We start from the raw sequence: 20,976 nt of genomic DNA on the forward strand, positions 1-20,976 counted from the left end.
GGATCGCATTAAGCACTTCGCGTAAATCCACCTTCCGCCGACGGCCCCGTCGCGCCCCCGGCGGCAGTAACTCTCTGATATAATTTCATTCGTCGTCGGTTGGATCGGTCGGATAGCGTTTCAGCTTTCGCTCGATATGCGCTACGCGAGCGCGGGTTTCTCGGGTCCACATTCCGAGCTTGAATCACGACATCCCGCGTCGCTCCAAGCATTTTCAAACGGTTTCTTAGAGAGTCTTGGCGATCAGCTTTGTTATAGGGTCCGATGCCGTGGATTTTGCGCGAGCTAGAGCTTTTGTGGAAATTTAAAGTCAGGTCAAGTGATCGGTGCACCTGGGCGGCTTGGCCGTGATCTGCATCTGAATGAAACGGTTCGCCATATTGGTGTGGTAAACCGGGCTGTCAATTAGGGTTGTCAGCTACAAAGCGATCTTGATCGATGATGGATCGGGCAGGGATGTGATCTTCCGCATTATGGACACCACAAGGGATCGGTACAATTATTTATTAATATACTACTGGTACAATAATTCAAATATCTTGACGGATTTGTTGGGGGTATCTCTTCTGATACATACGGTTATTTTTTTGTCTTTATTGCTTCTTTTCTAGGCGAATTGGATTTGGCGTACGTCTATAAATGCTTGATCAGGTGGACATGTTTAGACTGGGGCGTGTTGGTTTTGCCTGTACTGCGGGTATACCAAGTTTATGCCATGATAGCATGGTGACCCACGGCTTTGTCAGGACCGCAAAGTCTTTGTGGTCAGCGCAAACTGGTTGTATCCGGAGTCTGCTCTATCCGTGTTGCACCGCATTCCCGGCACACGCACGAAGACAATGCCCACGCTATGGCGATGTTAATCAAATATTGTGTTTTCTTTGAAATGGAGCGGGCGAAGGGATTCGAACCCTCGACCCCAACCTTGGCAAGGTTGTGCTCTACCCCTGAGCTACGCCCGCTCGGCGGACAGGATGTTTTCCTGTCGGGTGGAGGCGCTATATAGCGGGTTCACTGTTGCTTGTGCAAGAACTTTTTGGGCTGATAATCATTTTTTCTTCCCGGAATCAGGCAACAGGTATGGTTGTGCCCTTGTCAGGCGGATGACTTCGGTCCATCTATACGATTGGTTCACGTTGACAGCAGGATATTATCAGCCATGGCGATTATTTTTGACGGACAGGACCAGCGTCATACTGCGGGCCCGTCCACACACGGGGAAGCGGATTCCTTGGTCAAGGATACCGATGCTGCCCGTTTCGTCGCCGATGTTATTGATGCTTCGTTCCATGCCCCGGTTCTTGTTGACTTCTGGGCTCCGTGGTGTGAGCCGTGCAAGACGCTGGGGCCGTTGCTGGAGAAGCTTGTTTATCAGGCAAAGGGTGCCGTGCGCATGGTCAAGGTCAATATTGACCAGAACCGTGCGTTGGCTGCGCAGTTCCGGATCCAGTCTGTTCCTGCGGTTTATGCTTTTCGTGATGGCCGTCCTGTGGATGGTTTTGTCGGGGCTTTACCCGAGAGCCAAATCAAGGCTTTTATCAAGCGTCTTTCCGGAGCCGATAACCCGTTGGAGATGGCTCTGGAGGAGGCAAAAGTGTTGGTTGAAGCCGGGGATATTGAGTCTTCATTGGCCCTTTATCAGCAAATTTTGACACAGGATCCATCCTGTGCTGCCGCTGCGGCTGGTATTGTGACCGGTTGCCTGGCACTGGGGAATGTTGTGGAAGCGCGCGCCTTTCTTGAACAGGTTCCGGATTCAATGCGGTCATCTTCGGATATGCGTGCTGCGCAGACACGTTTGGAGTTGGCCGAGGAGGCCGGTCGCGGCGAGGGCGCGGTGCATGACCTGGAGTCCCGCGTTGCAGCAAGCCCTGGTGATCACCAGGCCCGCTATGATCTGGCTATGGCCTATGTTGCTGCGGACCGGAGACAGGACGCGGCAAATGCCCTGCTGGATATCATCCGCATGGACCGGACCTGGAATGATGAGCAGGCCCGGCACCAGCTCCTCAAGTTGTTCGAGGCATTTGGCCATGCTGACCCGGTGACTGTTCATGCCCGTAGGCAGTTTTCATCCCTTTTGTTTTCCTGATACCAAGTTCCTTGCAGGACGGAGTTTCCTTCATGACGGAAAAGATCCAGAGCCATCATACGGTTGACCCAAAGCTTCTGGAGATACTGGTCTGCCCCCTGTCCAGGGGGCCCTTGCGCTATGATGCCGAGGCCCAGGAGCTCATATCTGACAAGGCAGGACTGGCCTATCCCATACGGGATGGTATCCCCATCATGCTGGTTGACGAGGCCCGGTCGCTTGATGGAAAAGGTCCCTGACGGCCCTCATCGTTGCGGATAGCCCTGTCTACGAGGAAAGCCAGTCCGGTATGGACTCCAGGGCTGTCATGTCCTGAAAGCTTGGTCGCCGCCGGGTGATGGCAAAGCGATCTCCCTTGACCAGAACCTCCGGCACCAGGGGGCGGGTGTTGTACTGGCTTGCCATGACTGCGCCATAGGCCCCCGCAGACAGGAACGCAATCCTGTCGCCAGTCTGCAGGGGGGGGAGCATGACGTCGCGGGCAAAAATATCCGAGCTTTCACACACGGGGCCAACCACATCACAGGTTTGTCCTGCTGACCCTGCTTCCGGTTCGGCAAGCGGTATGATGGTGTGGCTTGCGTCGTACATGGCTGGTCGGATCAGGTCATTCATGCCGGCATCCAGGATGACAAAGGTGCGGGTCTGGCTGTTTTTGACATACACGACCCTGGATACCAGAATGCCGGCATTCCCGGCAATCAGCCGTCCGGGCTCCAGAAGAAGGGTGCACCCGGTTTCCGAGACGGTATCCCGCACCATGGAAGCATAATCGGCTGGCAGCGGGGGTGCTGTGTCGGCATCCTTGTAGGGGATTCCAAGTCCTCCCCCAAGATCCAGGCGGCTGACGTCCAGTCCTTCGGCACGAAGGGTCCGGGTCAGTGTAACAATCCGGGAAAACGCGGCGCGGAAGGGGGCAAGATCTGTGATTTGGCTGCCGATATGGACGGCCAGACCCTTGAAGTCAATACCGGAGAGAGAGGCCGCATGGTGACAGACCTGTGTTGCCATGGTCCATTCAATGCCGAATTTATTCTCACGGTTTCCGGTTGTGATCTTCTCGTGACCGCCAGCTCCGATATCAGGATTGACCCGTATGGCGACAGGGGCCCGTATACCAAGGTGCCGGGCGACCGCATCAAGAGCCCCAAGCTCTGGCAGGGATTCGACGTTGATCTGATAGACACCGGCCTTCAGCGCGAGTTCCAGCTCTGCTTCCGTTTTGCCAACCCCTGAGAACACGATCCGCTCTGCCAGTATTCCGGCCTGTAGGGCAAGCTGGAGTTCACCCCCGGACACGACATCGGCACCACAGCCTTGTTGTGCCAGTGTCCGCAGGACAGCCAGGCTGGAGTTGGCTTTGACCGCGAAGTGGATGCGGGCATCCAGGCCGTGGAAGGCTTTTGCAAAGACGCTGTAGTGTCGGACCAAGGTCTCTGTCGCGTAGATGTAGCACGGTGTTCCAACAGACTCGACAATCCGGCTGACGGGGACGTCTTCGGCATACAGTGTGCCGTTACGGTAAAGAAAATGGTGCATGGCCCTGTGCCGATTTTTGTGTTGTCAGGGGATTACTCGCGCGGATAGCCGTGCTTGTAGGTCGATCCATCCGGATCCAGGGGGGCGCCCCGTTTGCCGCAGGCTGAAAGACTTGCCCCGGCTAGGCCAAGGACAGCAACGATCCAGCACAGGCGCAGAAGGGTATCGTAACGGCGTATCATCGATCAGTCCTCCGGCAGCAACATACAGGCCCTGTTCGCGGGCTCTGTCGACACGTCTGGATACTATTGTTTCAATCGCTATGCCAGAGAGAGCGTGCGGACTGTTGCGTGTTTCTCTTCTGGGGCTGTACGGTATTCCGGCAATTAGCAGAAGCGGGCAGGGTGAGGACAGACAGGATGAATGTATCGTGGCTTTGGCAAGCCCAATCGTATCGTAGCCTTGCGCATGGTATTGTGTTCATGCTGACCTTGCTTCCATTACAGGCCCTGGCCGAAGTGCAGGATGTGGGCGCCGTTCCCGGCTGTTCACCTTTTCCGTCACGCAAGGACGGCCTGGTGACGGGTACCTTGATGGAAATGGTACCGCCCTGCCAACCCCCGGGGTTCACATTTTATGGATCGGATGGCCGAGAGCATACGTTGGATGATTTCCGTGGGCAGCCGGTTCTGCTGAACCTCTGGGCTACGTGGTGTACGCCCTGTGTGCGTGAAATGCCCTCCCTTCTGCAGCTGGAGCGGACCAGAAGCCAGAGCGGCATACGGGTTATTGCCCTGAACCAGGATATCAACGGTGAACGCGCTGCCGCGCCATTCCTGGAGAAAAATGGATGGCTGGATCTTGGGTTATGGCTTGATCCAAAGAACCATGCTGCGAAAGCCTTGCGGGCACCTGGCCTTCCCGTCAGCTTCCTCTTTAACCATCGGGGGCTGATGGTAGCCCGGTTGGCAGGAGAGGCGGACTGGTCTTCCGCAGCCATGGCAGAAATTTTGAAGCGTTTGGTCGAAGTTCCCGCTGTCGGGGAGGATACGGCAAATGCTGGAGATGATCTCCCTATGCCTTCTCCCGAAGGCGGTTGACGGTGCGTGTTGTGGATTGTCCGGGTTCCAGTGTGGCCAGGAAAACCTCGCCGCCTGCACCCAGAACAACCTTTGACCCGACAACAGTTTCAATGGTGTAGTCCGCGCCCTTGACCAGCACATCGGGTAACAAGGCTTCAATGATTTTCAGGGGCGTGTCTTCGTCGAAAATGACGACGGCATCAACCAGTTCCAGGGTAGCCAGAACAGCAGCGCGGGCAGACTCAGCCTGTATGGGTCTGCCCTCTCCCTTCAGGCGTTTGACGGAGTCATCGCTGTTCATCCCGACGACCAATCGGTCGCAGCGGGTTCGGGCTTGGCGCAGAAGAGACAAGTGCCCCGGGTGCAGCAGGTCAAAGCAGCCATTGGTGAAGCCAACTTTCAGCCCGGCCTGCTTCCAGCCCCGGACCAGGTCCGCAATGCGGGGAAGGTCAAGAATCCGCGCTTCGGCATGCCCGATATCACGGTGATGCAGCGCATCAACAAGCTCCGCTGCCGTCACTGCAGCTGTACCGGATTTCCCGACAACAATGCCGGCGGCAACATTGGCAAGAGCCGCAGCATCAGGAAGCGACAAGCCACAGGCCAAGGCTGCGGCAACTGTTGCCACGACCGTGTCCCCGGCTCCGGAGACATCATAAACTTCACGCGTCTGTGCCGGCAGGTGCAGGACAGAGCCGTTGGCATCAACCAAGGTCATGCCATCCTCGCTGCGGGTAGCCAGAACGTGGGGAATGGAACAGTGTCCGGCGAGGAAACGGGCGGCTGCGACAATATCGTTGTCGGTCCTTGTCGGCATGCCGGTGGCATCGGCCAGTTCGCGGCGGTTCGGTGTGACCACAGCCGCCCCGTGATAGATCGTGTAATCGCGGCCTTTCGGATCAACAACAACAGGAATGCCAAGGGTTGCGGCTTTTTCCAGAATGGGCCTGATGACAGTCTCGATAAGGACGCCCTTGCCGTAATCAGACAGGACGACGGACCCGCAGTTCGGCAAGGCCGCCAGGCATCTGTCAACAAGGGTGTGGGCACAGGATTCCCCGACGGGGTGAACGGTTTCGCGATCCACGCGCAGGAGCTGCTGCCCGACGGCGCTATAGCGAATCTTGACTCCGGTTGTGCGACCGTCTTCGACATGGAGGGAGGAATCAACCCCGTGCAAGGCTGTGAGCTGAGAGGTGATGTTCCGTCCCGGTGCGTCATCGCCCAGGGCTGAAATAAAACAGGTCCTGGCTCCCAGGCCGGACAGATTGCGGACTACATTACCCGCTCCGCCCAGCATAACCGTTTCACCGGTCACGCGCAGGACAGGAATCGGTGCCTCGGGCGAGATGCGGTCAACGGCCCCGGCAATAAAGTGATCCAGCATGATGTCGCCGATGCACAGCACTGTCGCATTGGCCAGATCCGCCACCCGGGCGGCAAGACGGGCGTTTTGGGTACTCATGGTGCCGCACATTATATCATGGTACCGGTTTCGCCAAGTATCCCATGCGGTGACAGTGCATGCGGAAAAGATCATCCGTTGTACTGGAAACATGGTCGCCGGGCGGTTATGTATGGGACTGCCCGGATCACAGGAGAAGCCGGGTGCCATGCGGGGTCACCATACCGGACGACCCCGGAGAACCTTGTGGGAGACCCGATGCACCGGTTTGCCAACCCCAGTCGTTTCCTGCGCCTTGCCGATCGCATTGAGCCGTGGGCGGCGGCGGTCTGCATCCTGTCCTTTGCTGCCGGGCTTGCAGCGGCCCTGTTTCTGTCCCCGGCGGACTACCAACAGGGGCAGAGTGTGCGCATTATGTATGTGCATGTGCCTGCGGCCTGGATGGGGCTGTTTGCCTATACTGTCATGGCGGTTTCCAGTGCTGTGGCGCTGATCTGGAAACATCCGCTGGCCAATCTGACCGCACAGGCCTCGGCACCGGTCGGGGCCTGCTTTACGTTCCTGTGTCTTGTGACCGGGGCCTTGTGGGGAAAGCCCATGTGGGGAACATGGTGGGTCTGGGATGCCCGCCTGACCAGCATGCTGGTGCTTTTGTTCCTGTACGCAGGCTATATGGCCTTGCAGGGGGCCTTTGACAATCCGGAGCGAGCCTCGCGGGCTGCCGCGGTCCTGGCCCTTGTCGGGTTTGTCAATGTACCGGTTATAAAGTTCAGTGTTGACTGGTGGAACACCCTTCACCAGCCCGCCAGTGTGACCCGTTTTGGCATGCCGGCCATTGATCCTTCGATGCTGGTTCCGCTTTTGCTGATGGCGCTTGCGTTCAAGGCATATTATGTCACGGTGCTTCTGGTCCGGATCAAGTCTGCCTTTGTCGAGGCCAGAATAAGAACCCTGCGGCTGGGGATATATCGCGCATGACCGGAAGCTGAGATCATGGAGCATTTCATCAATATGGGAGGATACGGGGTTTACGTGTGGCCTGCGTATGCCCTGACAGCCTTTGTGCTGCTGTCCCTTCTGGTATCAAGCCTGTATGGGTTGCGTCGGCGTCGCCGGATGCTGGAGCATTTGCGGCAGGCGTATGCCGGTCCTGATGAAGAACAAGGCGGAAAGGATGTGGAAGCCGGGTTGACAGAGCCGGGGTCGGCATGACACGCAAGCAACAGCGTTTGTATGTGGTTGTGGCCGGCATGATGATGCTGGGCATTGCAACGGCGCTGGGCCTTGCAGCCCTGCGTGACAACCTGGTTTTCTTCTACAGTCCCATGGATCTGCAGACCCGGGATACGTCTGCTATACCCCGTTTTCGTCTGGGTGGTTTGGTCAAGGAAGGCAGCCTGGTTCGTGATGGGCAGCAGGTGCGTTTTGTTGTGACTGACGGCGTTGCCGATGTCGCTGTACACTACAGGGGCATTCTGCCCGACCTGTTCCGTGAGGGACAGGGCGTTGTGACCGAGGGGCGACTTGATCCCGGTGGAACCTTTGTTGCCAGTGAAGTTCTGGCCAAACACGACGAGACCTATATGCCGGCCGAGGTGGTGGAATCCCTGAAGAAGTCAGGACACTGGACCGGTCAGCAGGCGGGAGGCGACCCCGGACGTCCTTGACGGGCATGCCGGGGAGCGGAGGAAACAGCGGTGCCCGAAACATTCAGTTTTGCCGAAGCAGGTCACATGGCCTTGATCCTAGCTTTCTTTGTGGCCCTGGTTCAGTCGGTTGTGCCATTGCTTGGGGCCAGTCGTCGGGATCCCGTCATGGCGTTGGCAGCCCGACCGGGGGCTGTTCTTCTGTTTGTTTTGGTTGTTACGGCCTTCGGCTGCTTGTTGCAGGCCTTTGTGGTGTCGGATTTCTCTGTGGCTCTGGTTGCCCGAAACAGTCACTCTGACAAACCCTTGCTATACCGCATATCCGGAACCTGGGGAAACCACGAGGGATCGCTGCTGCTGTGGATCCTGATCCTGGCGGTGTTCAGTTTGGCGGTTGCCGTGTCGGGGCGGGGATTACCACTGTTCTTCCGGGCCCGGGTTCTGGCCGTGCAGTCCATGATTTCATCGGGATTTCTGGCCTTTATCCTGTTTACGTCCAACCCATTTGCCCGTCTTGATCCAGCTCCCCTGAACGGGCAGGGCTTGAATCCGCTGTTGCAGGATCCCGGACTGGCATTTCATCCGCCGATGCTCTACCTAGGCTATGTCGGTTTCTCAATGGCGTTTTCCTTTGCTGTGGCCGCCTTGATTGAAGGTCGGGTGGATGCAGCGTGGGCACGTTGGGTGCGTCCGTGGACGCTGGCGGCATGGGTTGCGTTGACTCTGGGTATTGGTCTGGGGTCGTGGTGGGCTTATTACGAACTAGGCTGGGGTGGCTGGTGGTTCTGGGATCCGGTGGAGAATGCCAGCCTGATGCCATGGTTGCTGGGTACAGCGCTGGTTCACTCTGCTCTGGTTGTGGAAAAACGGGATACCCTTAAAAGCTGGACGATCCTGCTGTCCATTCTGACCTTCGGGTCCAGTCTGTTGGGGACTTTCCTGGTGCGTTCCGGTGTGCTGACCAGTGTGCACGCCTTTGCCTCCGACCCACAGCGCGGTCTTTTTGTTCTCCTGCTTCTGGGTGGTGCTGTTGGCGGTGCTTTGGTCCTTTACACCCTGCGTGCCCCGGCTCTGAAGGGAGGCGGCCTGTTTTCCCCCGTCTCGCGGGAGTCCGGGTTGCTGCTGAATAACCTGTTTATGAGCACGATTATGGGAACTGTGTTGGTCGGTACCCTTTATCCCCTGCTGGCGGATGCGCTGGATCTGGGAAAGGTATCGGTGGGGGCGCCGTTCTTCAATGCAACGGTCCTGCCCCTGATGGTTCCTGTTCTTCTGGCCATGGCAGTTGGCCCGCTGTTGTCATGGAAGCGGGCCGATCTGGGTGGGGTTCTGGCCCGTCTTCGTTTTGCTGCGGTGCTGGCTCTGGTCGCTGCCGGGTTGACCTGGTTGGTGGGAGGGGGAACAACGAATGATCTTCTGGCTGCCGTGGGGTTTGGACTGGCTCTATGGCTTGGGCTGGGCACGTTGACAGAGTGGGCCGAGCGTGTACGCCTGTTCCGTGTTGCTCCGGCTGAAACCCTCCGCAGAATAGCGGGATTGCCCGGATCGGCCTGGGGGATGACGCTGGCCCATCTTGGCATGGCCGTGTTGACCGCCGGGGTTACTGCATCGTCTGTTTACCGCAGCGAGGCCATACAGAACCAGGCAATCGGGGAGGCTGTCCACCTGAATGGCTGGTCATTTACCCTGAACGGGGTTGATGCCGTCACCGGACCGAATTACGAGTCCCTGGCCGGTTCCTTTATCATTCGCAAGGGCGATGCCGAGATTGCGCAGACCAGGCCAGAGAAACGTCATTACCGGTCCCCCCCGATGCCGACGACCGAGGCCGGAATTCATACTACCGGCCTGACGGACCTCTATACCGTTCTGGGTGAACCCGTTCCCGGCAAATCCGGTGTTTTTGTCACCCGCATCTATGTCGAGCCTTTGGTGCCATGCCTGTGGTACGGTGCCTTGCTGATGGGGCTTGGTGGCCTGATTTCCCTGATGGATCGCCGTCTGCGGATCGGGGCCCCGGCACGCAGGGCCAAGGGTGTGGCCGATGCAGGCCGTGTGGTGCGGGTTTAGGGATAGGACAACACGGATGGTGCGCAAGGTTATTATTTTTGCTCCGACACTGCTTTTTGTCGCCTTGGTTGGTTTGTTTGCCAGCCGCCTGAACAAAGATCCGTCGGCCTTGCCCTCGGTGCTGCTTGATACACCAGTTGCATCATTTTCACTGGATGCCCTTCCCGGGCGTGACCGTCCCTTGTCCTCCGCCATGCTGCAGGGGCAGGTATCCCTGTTGAATGTTTTTGGTTCATGGTGTGTTGCCTGCCGTGAGGAGCATGATTTCCTGATGTCTCTCAAGGCACAGGGAGATGTTCCGGTTCATGGCATCAACTGGCGGGAGCGGAACCCGGCAGACGGCATGCGGTGGCTGGAGAAGCATGGTGATCCCTATGATCGTGTCGGACAGGATCCGGACAGCCGGGCTGCCATTGCACTTGGCGTGACAGGGGCACCGGAAACATTTGTGATCGATGCCTCAGGCGTCATTCGTTACCGTTATGCCGGTGTTCTGACCTCCGAAGTCTGGGCATCTACCCTGAAGCCGCTGATCGAGCATCTGCGCCACGGTGAAGGCCCGGCGTCATGATCGGTTGTGCTGGATACAGGATCGCTGTTTTTCTTGTACTTCTGGCGGTGGGATTGCCGGGCTTTGCTTTGGCTGTTGAGCCGGATGAAATGCTTTCTGATCCGGCTCTGGAGCAAAGGGCGCGGGCGATCTCGCAAGGCTTGCGCTGTGTTGTCTGCCAGAATGAAAGCATTGATGAGTCCAACGCCGATATTGCCCGTGACTTGCGCATTCTGGTTCGTGACAGGCTGACCCGTGGAGACAGTGATGAGGCTGTCATGGAGTATGTCGTCAGCCGGTATGGTCGCTATGTCCTTCTGCGCCCGCCCTTTGATCTGACGACGCTGGTGCTGTGGGCAACGCCTTTTGTCCTTCTGATTCTGGCTTTTGTGGGGGGATGGTGGTTTCTGCGTCGGCAGGTTCGACCGGATGTCGCAGCGTCTTTGCCCTTGACGCCACAGGAGAAGAAGATCCTTGCGCGTCTGGTGGCTGAACAGGACAGCCGGGAATGATGGACGTGCTGACTGTATCCATGGTCGTGGTAACGGCAATCGCTGTGGCCCTTCCGCTCTTGCGCCGCGTGCAGGGTGGCAGCGCGGGTTCTGCCCGTCCTGATCTTGTGATTTATCGGGATCAGCTTGCAGAGGTTGAGCGGGATCAGGAGCGGGGCCTTCTGGACCCCGGACAAGCCGAAGCCGTGCGGCTGGAGGTGCAGCGCCGTATGCTGGCGGCTGTCAGTTATGCAGAGGCAGCCGAGCCGGTTGTACCCGGCGGTGCAGGGTTGCGACGTGTTATGGCTGTGCTTGTCATTGTCATGGTTTCTGTCAGCAGTCTGGTGGTTTATGGCCAGATCGGATCACCGGGGTTGCCTGATCGGCCCCATGACGCCCGTCTGGCAGAGCGGCTTGGACTGGGTGCCGCAGATATTGAGCGTCTGAGCAGACGGGCGGATCAGTTGCAGGCCCTGCTTTCATCCAGCCCGGATGACCCGGCTCTCTGGCGGGAGATGGCCCAGGTCCGCCAGGAGCTTGGGGCTTATGGTCAGGCGGTCTCTGCCTGGAGCCGAAGGTCACAGTTGGCCCCGATGACCCCGGATGACTGGGCATCTTTTGGCGAGAGTCTGGTACAGGCAGAGGCGGGCTTTGTGGGGGAGCGAGCGCAGGCTGTTTTCACGCATGTTCTGGCTCTGGACAGGAAGGACCCACGGGCCCGCTGGTTTTTGGGGTTGTCTGCTGTACAATCCGGTGACCCAAAACGTGGGCTTGCCATCTGGCTGGATCTGGCACGGGACTCCCGGCCTGATGCCCCGTGGATGAAGATGCTGAACGAACGTGTCAAGACTGTCGCCATGAAGGCCGGTCTTGATCCGGACTCTGTTACGCCCCGCCATCCGTCAGACTTTCATGATGCTTCGGCTATGCCATCCTTTACCGAGGAAGAAAGGACGATGGTGACCGGTATGGTCAACCGGTTGAGGCAAAGGCTGGCTGATACCCCGGATGATGCACAGGGGTGGCAGAAACTTGGGCGATCACTGACGGTTATGGGGGATGCACCCGGCGCGGCCGAGGCCTATGGAAGGGCGGCAGATCTTCTTCCCGATGATCCGGTGGCCCAGCTTGATTATGCCACGGCGTTGGTGACGCTGCGTGAGCATACAAACAGCCGGGACCTGTCACCGCGATTCCATGCCATTGCAGCATGGTTTGCCCGGCATGATCCGGACAGTCCGGGGGGGCTGTTTGTGCAAGGTATTTCTGCGGAGGCACAGGGGAAACCGGCAGAAGCCCGCTCTTTCCTGGAACGTCTTCTGGCCTTGACCCCGCCGGGATCGGCGGCAGAGTCGACCTTGCGTGTCTGGATTGACCGTTTGGCCCAACCGCCCGGCTAAAAGCGCCGGGCTTTGTCTGTTCTGTCGCGCGGCGTTTGATGGCACTGTTCTTCAGGGTCAGGTAGAATGCTCTCTCCGGAGGGGTTTGGCGTCGGGTTTATCAGACAATGGTTCAGCTGCGCGATCCAACACATTCCGAGCGGGAACTGCTGGATACAGTAGAACGTGGCGGTCGTACCCCGGCCGGGCGTACGGCCGTGCACTTGCATTTGTCGCAGCTGCTGCCCTCGAACCGTACACCCTCGCACCTGCGGATGGCGGCCAGCCTGTTCATGCCCCTGCAATCCCTGAATGTTGTGCGGGTCTTTTCCCTGTCCTGCGGTGATATCATGGTCGTCGGCAAGGATATGCCGGAGGACGAGGTTGAAAGGGTTATCAACCGTATACGTGCATTATTTCACGATGACCCCTTGTCCTGGTATGACGAGGACGAAGGTATCCCCGATCCCTTTGTGACCTGGTATGCCTTTGAGGTTGATCTTCAGGTTCTTCTGCCGGTGGTCCGCACCATTCTTGCCGAGGCCGAGAAGCGCCGTCAGGCCATGGGTATGCTGCCACCGGAACCGGAACCCATTGGTCCTGGCGATCTGGGCGGGATGATCAGTGGCCTGGACAGTCTGAACATCCGCCGCAACATTCATCGCCAGCCCTGTATCCATATTACGGAGAAGCAGGCCGAAATTCTCTTTGAGGAGTTCTACGTTTCTGTTTCATCCATCGGTCGTGTTATTGCCCCGCACCGGGATATTCTTTCCGAACGTTGGCTGTTCCAGGAATTCTCCCGGACGCTGGATACCCGGATGATTGCGGCCCTTGTCCGCAGCGAGGTTGCTGCCCTGCCGCGGACAATCAGCCTGAACCTGAATCTGGAAAGTCTGGACAGCAAGGAATACGACGTGCTGCGCCGTTCCATGGATCCCGACCGCCATATTGTGGTCGAGGTTCAGGTTATCGACGTGTTTACGAACCTTGACCGATGGCTCAATGCCAAGCCCATGTTGAGCGAGACAGGAGACTTTCTGGCCCTGGATGGCCTTACGCCATCGATGGGGGGGGTGATGGATCTGGAGCGTCTGGACCCTGATTTTGTGAAAGTCATCTGGAGTCCGGAAATGGCTGCGCCGGAGCATCCGACAGCGGTCAGTGATATCCGTTCCATTGTCAATGCCCTTGGTGGTGACCGTGTGATTCTGTCCCGTTGTGACAGTCAGGTTGCCGTAACATGGGGGATTGAGCACGGCATCAGAAATTTCCAGGGTCGTTTTATCGATGCCGTGCATGGTGCAATGACCATGCGCTCATGTCCGGCAGCAGCGCAGTGTACATTGAAGGAATGTGCAACGCGGCGATCTGCTGTTGATATGAAAATGCGGACGACCTGCCCGAATATTCCTGGTCTGGATGCGGTCCAGTTCTTTTCCGCCCCTTCAATCCGGTTACGGCGGGCAAGCCCGCTATCACCAACGGATGGTGGAGAGCCGTCCTCATGAGCGAAGTGCCAAAAACGCCCCAGTACCTGCCCGGATTTGCAGATGAGAGGCGCCTTTTATCTGATTTGAAGCGGTCGGCAAGTCATACAAAAGGCCGGCATGCCATGCAGGTGCATCTCGGTCGCCTGATGCCTGCGAGCCGGCCTGATCATACGCTGGACGGCGCGGAAACAACGTTCACGCCTCTGGTAACACGGGAAGGCGCCAAGTTTTACTGGTTGTCGGACTTTGATTTCATTGTGCTGTTCAATACCAGCAGCCTGGATACGGTGCGGGCAGCCTTGATCAAGATCCGCTTTCTGTTTGCTGCCGACCCTCTTCTGAAGGAGCCTGTTCAGACGGGGGAGCATGACCCGTTTGTCACTTGGTATGACCTAGACAAGAGCTTTGATGCCCTGCTGGATATGATCCGTCGACGTGTTGCATCGCATCCGGCAATAGATCCTGTCCCAAAGCGCCATCATCGGCATGGAGCGACAGGACAGGCTCCTGCAAGGGCGGGGGCTCCACTGACTCCTGAAACCCTGGAACGGGTCGAGAAGGCATTGACCGGGGCTGACCTGTCCAGCCATATTCGGCGTCAGGCCGTTTGTGCCGTGGTTGGAAAGGGTGCGCCGGATCCGGTCTTTACCGAGGTGTATGTGTCCATTGGTGACCTGCGCGAGGCCTTGCTTCCACACGTGGCCCTGTCGTCCAATCCCTGGCTGTTCCAGCGCTTGACGCAGACCCTGGATCGACGGGTCCTGGCAATGCTCAGCCGTCGTGATGACCGCACGCTGTCCCAAGGATTTTCAATCAACCTGAATGTTGGAACCATTCTGTCAGAAGACTTTCTGCGCTTTGATGAAAGCCTGTCGCCCGGTAATCACGGGACAGTGATTCTGGAGCTTCGTACCGAAGACATTTTCTCCAACCTGACGGGCTATTTCTTTGCGCGTGATTATGTCCGGCAGCGGGGTTATCGTATTTGTATTGATGGTTTGACCTGGAAGGTTTTGCCTTATATCGACATTGTCGGTCTGGGGGCAGATATGGTCAAGATGAGCTGGCAGAGCGATCTGCCAAAGATTCTGGATAGTCCTGAGGGAAAGATCGCGCGCGATCTTGTTCTACAGAATCTTGCCGGAAGGGCGATCCTGAACCGCTGTGATGATGAAGCAGCCATAACAGCCGGTCAAAAGATGGGGTTCACCCTGTTCCAGGGCCGTGTTCTGGATCGAACCATGAAGCCATACCTGTATTGAAGTGAGAGAGCTGGATGCCTGACACAGGATACACGGCGGCGATCGATGTTGTCGGTCTGTCAAAATCGTACCCTGTTCATGGGAAGGTTGTGCACGCTGTTGACGATGTTTCCTTTTGTGTCAGCCCGGGGAGCACAACGGGCCTGTTGGGAGGGAATGGAGCCGGTAAGACAACAACGATTGCCATGCTGCTTGGTATTCTTCTTCCGACTTCTGGTACCATACGGCTTCTGGGCTGCGATATGATTGCAGACCGCCATGCTGTTCTGCCCCGGGTTAATTTCTCAAGCCCGTACGTTGATCTGCCGGGGCGGTTGAATGCATACGAGAACTTTGTTGTATATGGGAAGTTGTACGGGGTCAGGGATATTCCGGATCATATTGATGCCTTGGCACGTCAACTGGATCTTCTACCTTTCTTGCGGCGCCCGGTCGGTCGCCTTTCGGCAGGCCAGAAAACACGTGTGGCCTTGGCAAAGGCCTTGCTCAATACGCCGGATGTTCTTCTTCTGGATGAGCCGACGGCCAGCCTGGATCCAGATACGGGAGATCGTATCCGCAGTGTTCTGGAAGATTACCGCAGGCAGACCGGGGCAACGTTGTTTCTGGCATCCCACAATATGGCCGAGGTTGAACGTTTGTGTGACAATGTGTTGATGATGCGCGACGGTCGCATTCAGGATCAGGGTCGTCCGGAAGATCTTCTGTCCCGTTATGGCCGCAGCACGCTGGAGGATGTTTTTCTGGATATTGCCCGCAGCCGGGTGTGTGAGGGGGGGAGGGTGTCATGATGGGCCTGCGTGCATCGGCCGTGCGGGTCGGGGCTGTGTGTCTGCGTCATCTCTATGTGATGCGGTCCAGTCCGGTGCGTGTTCTGGAGATGATCTACTGGCCAACCATGCAGATGGTTTTGTGGGGATTCTTCTCGAATTTCTTTCGCACCCAGTCTTCCCTGCTGGCGCAGGCTGCCAGCATCTTTATCGGTGCCATGCTGTTATGGGATTCCTTGTTTCGCAGTAATCTGGGGGTATCGGTTTCCTTCCTGGAGGAGATGTGGTCCCGTAACCTGGGGCATCTGTTTGTCAGCCCCCTGCGTCCTGCCGAATACTTGATGGCTTTGGTCATGATGAGTTTGTTGCGTACACTGACCGGTATTGTGCCGGCATGCCTGTTGGCCATTCCCTTTTATGAGTACAATATTTTCCAGATGGGTTTTCCCCTGATTGCCTTTTTCGCCAATGTGTTTGTGACCGGCTGGGCCTTGGGGTTTGTCATTTCTGCCCTGATCCTGCGGTTCGGGATGGGGGCAGAAAGCCTGGCCTGGGTGGTTGTGTTTGCTTTTGCCCCCTTTTCCGCCATTTATTACCCCGTCAGCTCTCTTCCCGAGTGGTTGCAGGCGTTCGCACTGTGTTTGCCACAGACCCATGTCTTCGAGGGTATGCGATCTGTTTTGTTCGAGGGTGTTTTTGACTATGGACATTTTCAGGCTGCCTGTGCACTGAATCTCGTCTTTCTTCTGGTCGCGGGCGCTGGATTCCTCTACAGCTTCAGGGTTGCGCGACAGAAAGGACTTTTGCTGGGAACCGGTGAATAGGCCTTGCCCTGTTGTAAGGCGCACCGTGTGGAGGATCAGGATGCAGACAATCGGGGTTGTTGGCGCGGGGGCATGGGGAACAGCGCTGGCGCAGGCTCTATGCCGTGCCGGGCGGCATGTCCGGTTGTGGATGCGTGACCCCGGGCTGGCTGCGACCATCACAAGAACAGGCTTTAACCCGGTTTATCTGCCCGACTTGCGTCTGGATCCAGAGATTGCGGTAACCACGGACTTGGCAGAGGCCATGGATACGGACGCCGTGCTTCTGGTGGTTCCCACCCAGCATTTGCGGTCCATTTGTCGCTCTGCGGCCCCGTTGTGGAAAAGCGGCGTTCCGGCTGTCCTGTGCTCAAAGGGTATCGAGACAGGAACCGGGGCATTGACAAGCGATGTCGCCCGCGCAGAACTTCCTGTGCATACGCCTCTTGCTGTTCTGTCTGGTCCTGGTTTTGCCGATGGTGTTGCGCGTGGCTTGCCCAGTGCGGTTACGTTGGCCTGTTCTGACCCTGCTCTTGGCATGACGCTGGTGTCCGCTATCGGGAGCCGGACATTTCGCCCCTATTATTCGCCTGACCTTGTGGGGGTAGAGGTCGGGGGTGCAACCAAGAATGTCCTGGCCATTGCCTGCGGCATTCTGGAAGGCCAGGAGCTGGGTGAAAACGCACGGGCCGCGCTGTTGACACGCGGACTGGCAGAAATGAAGCGTCTTGGTATTGCCCTGGGTGGGCGGCCGGAAACCTTCATGGGCCTGTCGGGGATGGGAGATCTTATTCTGACCGCGACATCGATGCGTTCGCGCAATTTCTCGCTGGGGGTTGCCATGGGGCAAGGGCAGTCGCTGTCTTCTATCTTGGCAGCGCGACGTGCTGTCACGGAAGGCGTTGCGACAGCAGGTGCCATTACGGCACTGGCGCGCAAGTTGAGGGTGGAAATGCCCATCTGCGAGGCCGTTGATACCCTTCTGAACCATGGTGGAAGTCCTGCGGATCTTGTGGACGGGCTGTTGGCCCGCCCCTTCCGGAGCGAGCTCGATTCCCGTCCACGGGCCGGGCAGGTTATTCCATCAGAACAGGAACATTAGAGAGACCGATAGTATGCCATTTTTTGCTGTTCATTGCCTCGACAAGCCCGGTCATGGTGCGGTCCGTCTTGATAACCGCAGCCGGCATCTGGCATGGCTTGAGTCGCACCGGGACCGTATCGTGATGGCTGGCCCGATGTTGGCTGGCGATGGAGAGGGGCTGGTTGGTTCCCTTCTTGTCGTTGAGCACCCGGATCTGGATGCAGTCTATGCTTGGTGTGCAGAAGATCCTTATTCCCAGGCCGGCCTGTTTGAAAGTGTTGTCATTCGCCCGTACCGGATTGTCTTCGGCACGGCTGCGCCTTCGAATGGCCCTTGAAGGTAATGGGGTTCTGGCTTCTTAAATCAGAACCAGACTCATGGTCCTGGGATGATCAGGTCTGTGTCGGGACAGAACCCTGGACCGGCGTACGTAATCATCAGGCAGCGGGTTTTCTACGAGCCATGCAGGCTGGTGACATGGCCTTCTTCTATCACTCCCGTTCCCAACGCATGATTATGGGATTGGTTGAGGTCGTCCGCACAGCCTATCCGGATCCCACAGACCCGACGGGCCGCTTTGTCAGTGTTGATGTTGCTGCCCGTTGTGCATTGCGTGTGCCGGTCATGTTGTCGGGATTGCGGGATGATCCCTTCTTTGCCGGTATGTTGCTCCTGAGGCAGCCGCGTTTGTCTGTCATGCCGGTTGATCCGGATCACTGGGAAGCAATATGCAAAATGGGAGATGCAGATCTACAGTCCTGGCGATAATCCTGTACAGTCAAACCTGTTACCCTGATCTTGCCGTATTCCTCTTTTCTCCTGTAGACCAGTATTGTAACACATGATCGATTAACCGTTTCCAGCCATTGATCCCGGGGATTGTCGTGCCAACATTTTTGTCCTGTTGCCGCATTTCTTTCGTAATCCTTGTTTTTGCCTGCACCCTGACGGGTTCTGTCCTTCCGGGGGATCTTGCGCAATCCGGGGCAGCGACCCTGATTCCCGCAGTCTCAGACAAGCGTCCGGGACAAGACAGGCTCAAGCAGTTTTCGACTTTGCTCGATTCTGCCGAGGCCAAGTTGGCGTTGACAGAGTCTCGAGCCAAAGGAAGCCTCGATAACGACCGGCTCCGGGAGTTGCGACAGGAAATTCTGCGCGAAGTACAGGGCCTTGCCCCGATAGCGGAGGCTCTTCAGGTTGAAAAGAGCCGCATCACAGCCGAGCAAAATACGCTTGGTCCCGCACCGGAAGATAAAAGCACGGAAACAGCTCCCGTGGGGAAGTTGCGGGAAGCTCTTGGGAAACAAATGGTTCTGGCCGAGGCTGATATCAAGACGGTTCAATTCCTGAAGGTACGGGCACAGGTCCTGACCCAGAGGATTATCGCAATCCAGCGCGATCGTTTGGCCGACCAGCTGTTCAGCCGCAATGCGGATCCCTTTGCGCCCGAAACGTGGGGTGTTGCGCTGAGAGATCTGACCAGTCAGGGGTCAAGAACGGCGGAAGTTATTGATTTTGTCCGTAATGTTGATTGGTCTTCCGAAGCCACACAGCTGGTTGTGAAGAAGTTGATCGGGACTGTTCTGCTGGGCTTTGTTCTGGTCTGGCCTTTCCGGATCTGGTTGAATCGGCGCCTTCTTCCCGTCTGGGATCCATCTGTCCGACTTGGTTTTTCGGAGCGGCTGTGGATTTCGGTCAAGCGCGGCCTGATACGCATGGTGCCCTTGGCCGTTCTTGTCGGTATTGCCAATGCTGTTATTCAGGGGGCGGGCATTCTGGGCGATATTGGCGCCAATGCCTTAGCGCTGATATCCACAATATTGGTATCATTGGTTGCTGTTATCAGCCTTGTCCGTGCTGTTTTGTCACCGGGAAAGCCAAACTGGCGTGCCGTGCCGATCAATGATGCGGCTGCGGCCCGGAGCTGTCAGATTGTAACTGTTCTGCTGGTTATTTCTTCTTTTGATCACTTTCTTGCGTTCGGAGAGCAAGTCTGGAACCTGACAGTTGAAGTCGTTAGCCTGCGCATGTTTGTTACAACGCTGGCAACCATGTTGCCTATTTTTGCGCTGACAGGCGCCAGGCTGTGGCATCAGGCCCCTGACGGGCAGCTGGACTACGGGAAAGCTGCAAAAACCCGCTGGGTGCGTTGGCCCGTTTCCGCGGTTGCTGCCGGGGCATCCATTGCGGCCGTGGCTGGGTATACAGAGCTTGGCCATTCACTGGCAACGTCCCTGTTGCGGTCTTCTGTGGTTGTTCTGGTCTCGGTTGCCGCGTTTGCCGTGCTGCGCGAGCTTTTGACCTTGGTCTTGTCGCGTGTGGGGGGACCTGTCCGGGAAGACAGAAAGCAGGCTGAAAACAGTGACAGCGGCGCCATGATGCGTTTCTGGCTCAGTGTTGTGGCTGCTCTTGTGGTTGGAGTGCCGGCTTTTCTGGCTTTCCTTCTGTTATGGGGCGTCAGCCGTGACACCATAGACAGTGGGCTCAGCCTGCTCGTTGATGGCTTTGCTATCGGGTCTGTGCACATTTCGTTAATCAATGTTGTGACAGCCATTCTGATCTTCACGGGTCTTCTGTTTGTAACCAAGGTCATCAAGGCCATTCTGGAAAAGCGCGTTCTGCCGATGACTCGGCTGGACACGGGCCTGCAGAATTCCTTCGCGACCTCTGTTGGCTATATCGGCTTTGTGACAGCCCTTCTGGCTGCCGCGTCGACTCTTGGTATTGGTCTTTCAAACCTTGCCATTGTTGCCGGTGCCTTGTCGGTTGGTATCGGTTTTGGCTTGCAAACGATTGTGAACAACTTTGTTTCGGGCCTTATTCTGTTGTTTGAACGACCGATCAAGGTCGGGGACTGGATTGTAACCGGAGATACAGAGGGCTATGTCCGCCGGATTCGTGTCCGTGCAACGGAAATAGAAACATTCAACCGTTCAACGGTTATCATCCCGAATTCAGCCCTGATTACGGCACCGGTTACCAACTGGTTTCTGAATGACAGGGTTGGGCGGTGCATTGTTGAAATTGGGGTCGGGTATGACTCTGATCCTGAGAAAGTGCGCTCCATTCTTCTTGATTGCGCCCGATCCCACCCCCGCGTTTCGCGTTGGCCTGAGCCATCTGCCCTTTTGGTTGCTTTTGGAGATAGCGCCCTGAATTTCTCCTTGCGGTTCTATCTTCAGGATATAGAGCTTATCAACCCGGTCGGGAGCGAAGTTCGTGTGGCCATACTCAAGCGTTTCAGGAAAGAGGGTATTTCCATTCCATTCCCGCAGCGCGATGTGCATGTTATTCACAAACAAAGTGGTATGCAGGCAGCGGAATGGTGAAATTTTTACAAATATATGACGCTGCACAAGCGAGATGAATG

General features: G+C 57.0%; 21 protein-coding genes and 1 tRNA gene. 18 read left to right on the forward strand and 4 right to left on the reverse strand.

Translation table 11 applies throughout. The features are described 5' to 3' along the window. Positions 1–887: 887 nt before the first annotated feature. Positions 888–962 (reverse strand) — tRNA-Gly (locus HEQ61_RS05860). A 197-nt stretch (positions 963–1,159) separates the two neighbouring features. Here HEQ61_RS05860 and HEQ61_RS05865 point away from each other — a divergent pair. Then, complete coding sequence (locus HEQ61_RS05865) at positions 1,160–2,092, forward strand: thioredoxin family protein (protein WP_168020876.1); 933 nt, start codon at positions 1,160–1,162, stop codon at positions 2,090–2,092. A 32-nt stretch (positions 2,093–2,124) separates the two neighbouring features. Continuing rightward, positions 2,125–2,331 carry a Trm112 family protein gene (locus HEQ61_RS05870; protein ID WP_066133415.1) on the forward strand — a complete coding sequence of 69 codons (207 nt, stop codon included), beginning with the start codon at positions 2,125–2,127 and terminating at the stop codon, positions 2,329–2,331. A 28-nt stretch (positions 2,332–2,359) separates the two neighbouring features. On the opposite strand, the gene lysA is transcribed toward HEQ61_RS05870, so the two are convergent. Both lysA and HEQ61_RS05880 read right to left on the reverse strand, forming a co-directional pair. Then, a complete protein-coding gene (lysA, locus tag HEQ61_RS05875; protein ID WP_168020878.1) occupies positions 2,360–3,631 on the reverse strand; it encodes a diaminopimelate decarboxylase in 1,272 nt (423 codons plus the stop codon). Between the two features lie 32 nt (positions 3,632–3,663). Next, positions 3,664–3,813, reverse strand: a complete 150-nt coding sequence (locus tag HEQ61_RS05880) for a hypothetical protein (RefSeq protein WP_168020880.1) — start codon at positions 3,811–3,813, stop codon at positions 3,664–3,666. A gap of 177 nt (positions 3,814–3,990) precedes the next feature. Here HEQ61_RS05880 and HEQ61_RS05885 point away from each other — a divergent pair, with 177 nt between their 5' ends. Beyond that, positions 3,991–4,671, forward strand: coding sequence for a TlpA family protein disulfide reductase (locus HEQ61_RS05885; RefSeq protein ID WP_168020882.1), 681 nt, complete (start codon positions 3,991–3,993; stop codon positions 4,669–4,671). Here HEQ61_RS05885 and rfaE1 read toward each other — a convergent pair. Next, positions 4,646–6,118 (reverse strand): D-glycero-beta-D-manno-heptose-7-phosphate kinase, encoded by a 1,473-nt coding sequence (gene rfaE1, locus HEQ61_RS05890; protein WP_168020884.1) that lies wholly within the window; start codon positions 6,116–6,118, stop codon positions 4,646–4,648. The two genes, HEQ61_RS05885 and rfaE1, sit on opposite strands and share 26 nt — an antisense overlap. A 198-nt stretch (positions 6,119–6,316) precedes the next feature. Here rfaE1 and HEQ61_RS05895 point away from each other — a divergent pair, with 198 nt between their 5' ends. From HEQ61_RS05895 to HEQ61_RS05965, 15 genes are all read left to right on the forward strand, one after another. Continuing rightward, a complete protein-coding gene (locus tag HEQ61_RS05895) occupies positions 6,317–7,036 on the forward strand; it encodes a heme ABC transporter permease (protein WP_168020971.1) in 720 nt (239 codons plus the stop codon). A gap of 15 nt (positions 7,037–7,051) precedes the next feature. Then, the gene (gene ccmD, locus HEQ61_RS05900) at positions 7,052–7,270 is read left to right on the forward strand and encodes a heme exporter protein CcmD (RefSeq protein ID WP_209315700.1); all 219 of its coding nucleotides are present in this window, start codon (positions 7,052–7,054) and stop codon (positions 7,268–7,270) included. Beyond that, positions 7,267–7,725 carry a cytochrome c maturation protein CcmE gene (gene ccmE, locus HEQ61_RS05905; RefSeq protein ID WP_168020886.1) on the forward strand — a complete coding sequence of 153 codons (459 nt, stop codon included), beginning with the start codon at positions 7,267–7,269 and terminating at the stop codon, positions 7,723–7,725. Before ccmD ends, ccmE begins: the two co-directional genes overlap by 4 nt. Before the next feature lie 66 nt (positions 7,726–7,791). After that, on the forward strand, positions 7,792–9,774 hold the full coding sequence (locus HEQ61_RS05910; RefSeq protein ID WP_168020973.1) for a heme lyase CcmF/NrfE family subunit: 1,983 nt from the start codon (positions 7,792–7,794) through the stop codon (positions 9,772–9,774). Positions 9,775–9,790: 16 nt separating this feature from the next. After that, a complete protein-coding gene (locus HEQ61_RS05915) occupies positions 9,791–10,345 on the forward strand; it encodes a DsbE family thiol:disulfide interchange protein (RefSeq protein WP_245183156.1) in 555 nt (184 codons plus the stop codon). Then, positions 10,342–10,836: a cytochrome c-type biogenesis protein CcmH gene (locus tag HEQ61_RS05920; RefSeq protein ID WP_168020889.1), complete on the forward strand. Its 495-nt coding sequence runs from the start codon at positions 10,342–10,344 to the stop codon at positions 10,834–10,836. Before HEQ61_RS05915 ends, HEQ61_RS05920 begins: the two co-directional genes overlap by 4 nt. Next, the gene (gene ccmI, locus HEQ61_RS05925; RefSeq protein WP_168020890.1) at positions 10,833–12,215 is read left to right on the forward strand and encodes a c-type cytochrome biogenesis protein CcmI; all 1,383 of its coding nucleotides are present in this window, start codon (positions 10,833–10,835) and stop codon (positions 12,213–12,215) included. The genes HEQ61_RS05920 and ccmI overlap by 4 nt, the downstream gene beginning before the upstream one ends. A gap of 107 nt (positions 12,216–12,322) precedes the next feature. Then, positions 12,323–13,705, forward strand: a complete 1,383-nt coding sequence (locus HEQ61_RS05930; RefSeq protein WP_168020891.1) for an EAL domain-containing protein — start codon at positions 12,323–12,325, stop codon at positions 13,703–13,705. After that, a complete protein-coding gene (locus tag HEQ61_RS05935; protein WP_168020892.1) occupies positions 13,702–14,949 on the forward strand; it encodes an EAL domain-containing protein in 1,248 nt (415 codons plus the stop codon). Before HEQ61_RS05930 ends, HEQ61_RS05935 begins: the two co-directional genes overlap by 4 nt. Before the next feature lie 14 nt (positions 14,950–14,963). Continuing rightward, positions 14,964–15,740, forward strand: coding sequence for an ABC transporter ATP-binding protein (locus HEQ61_RS05940; RefSeq protein WP_168020893.1), 777 nt, complete (start codon positions 14,964–14,966; stop codon positions 15,738–15,740). After that, the gene (locus tag HEQ61_RS05945) at positions 15,737–16,543 is read left to right on the forward strand and encodes an ABC transporter permease (RefSeq protein WP_168020894.1); all 807 of its coding nucleotides are present in this window, start codon (positions 15,737–15,739) and stop codon (positions 16,541–16,543) included. The genes HEQ61_RS05940 and HEQ61_RS05945 overlap by 4 nt, the downstream gene beginning before the upstream one ends. 40 nt (positions 16,544–16,583) lie before the next feature. After that, positions 16,584–17,624 carry an NAD(P)H-dependent glycerol-3-phosphate dehydrogenase gene (locus HEQ61_RS05950; RefSeq protein WP_168020895.1) on the forward strand — a complete coding sequence of 347 codons (1,041 nt, stop codon included), beginning with the start codon at positions 16,584–16,586 and terminating at the stop codon, positions 17,622–17,624. A 13-nt stretch (positions 17,625–17,637) separates the two neighbouring features. Then, positions 17,638–17,943 carry a YciI family protein gene (locus HEQ61_RS05955; RefSeq protein WP_168020896.1) on the forward strand — a complete coding sequence of 102 codons (306 nt, stop codon included), beginning with the start codon at positions 17,638–17,640 and terminating at the stop codon, positions 17,941–17,943. Between the two features lie 5 nt (positions 17,944–17,948). Beyond that, positions 17,949–18,374: an EVE domain-containing protein gene (locus HEQ61_RS05960; protein WP_168020898.1), complete on the forward strand. Its 426-nt coding sequence runs from the start codon at positions 17,949–17,951 to the stop codon at positions 18,372–18,374. A 116-nt stretch (positions 18,375–18,490) separates the two neighbouring features. Then, positions 18,491–20,935, forward strand: a complete 2,445-nt coding sequence (locus tag HEQ61_RS05965; protein WP_168020901.1) for a DUF3772 domain-containing protein — start codon at positions 18,491–18,493, stop codon at positions 20,933–20,935. The last annotated feature ends 41 nt before the right edge of the window (positions 20,936–20,976 follow it).

The organism is Haematospirillum sp. H4485, from assembly GCF_012102745.1.
GTDB lineage: Bacteria > Pseudomonadota > Alphaproteobacteria > Rhodospirillales > Rhodospirillaceae > Haematospirillum.